Genomic DNA, 911 nt, shown 5'->3' with positions numbered 1-911 from the left:
GATGATTTGTTTGATCCTAACAGAGTTTCTGATTGGGAAGAAAAAGGAAAAACGGTGTGGGGCACCAATATTGAGAGAATGAAAACAGGAAGAGCTCCTCTTGATGCTGATAATAGACCCATTGAATTGCATCATATGCTGCAAACACATGATGGTCCCATAGCAGAGGTTACCAATAAGTTTCATAAAAAAAATACTGCTGCTATTCATATTAATCCTAATACAATGGGATCAGCTATTGATAGAGATATTTTCGATAGATGGAGGATGGAGTACTGGAAAGAACGTGCTAAAGGTTATGAAAAGAAAAATATAGAAGCTAAAAAATAACAATTTATGGAGAACAAATTATGAAGACTTATACTTTAACTGATGTTGCACAATTAGTGGATAAATATAGTGATATCATAAATTTCGGTACTGCAGAGGATGCAGTTAGCGATGTACGGATTAAAGAGGCTGAAGAAATTCTCGGCTTGCAGTTTACAATTTCTTATAAAGGTTTTTTAAAAAATTATAAAGGAGGAGAAATTGGTTATGAGGAAATTTTTAGCATTTATAAGGCAAGTTTTGAAGATAATCCTGCTGGTGATATTGTTTATTATCACTTAACAGATATAAAAAATGGTTTAGCAAAACCACAGCAGCTCGTTGTGAATAGAACTGATTTTGGTGAGACATTTTATTTTGATTATTCTCAATTCCAAGATGGAGAATGTCCACTCTATTTGAGGTTTCCATCAGGCGATCCCCAGTATTACGCAAGTAATTTTTATGAATTTCTTTGTAAAAGAATTAAAGAGCATGCAGGGGAGGATTCATGAAAACTTACACTTTAGATGATGTAGCACAACTAATTGATAAATATAGTGATATCATAAATTTCGGTACTGCAGAGGATGCGCCTGATG

The 911-nt window shown here is 33.8% G+C and carries 2 protein-coding genes; both read left to right on the top strand.

Going from position 1 to position 911, the window contains the following annotated elements; translation table 11 throughout:
• Positions 1-330: HNH/ENDO VII family nuclease (locus tag MCQ_RS07680; protein ID WP_006924606.1), on the top strand; the 330-nt coding region annotated here is incomplete at its 5' end.
• Between the two features lie 20 nt (positions 331-350).
• A complete protein-coding gene (locus MCQ_RS07675) occupies positions 351-824 on the top strand; it encodes an SMI1/KNR4 family protein (protein ID WP_006924605.1) in 474 nt (157 codons plus the stop codon).
• Positions 825-911: the final 87 nt, after the last annotated feature.

Source organism: Candidatus Bartonella washoeensis Sb944nv, assembly GCF_000278135.1.
Taxonomy (GTDB): domain Bacteria; phylum Pseudomonadota; class Alphaproteobacteria; order Rhizobiales; family Rhizobiaceae; genus Bartonella; species Bartonella washoeensis.
This window is presented reverse-complemented; position numbering and strand designations above follow the sequence as displayed.

Coding starts and splice junctions, on each gene's coding strand:
- MCQ_RS07675 (WP_006924605.1), top strand. CDS start 351: ATGAAGACTTATACTTTAACTGATGTTGCACAATTAGTGGATAAATAT.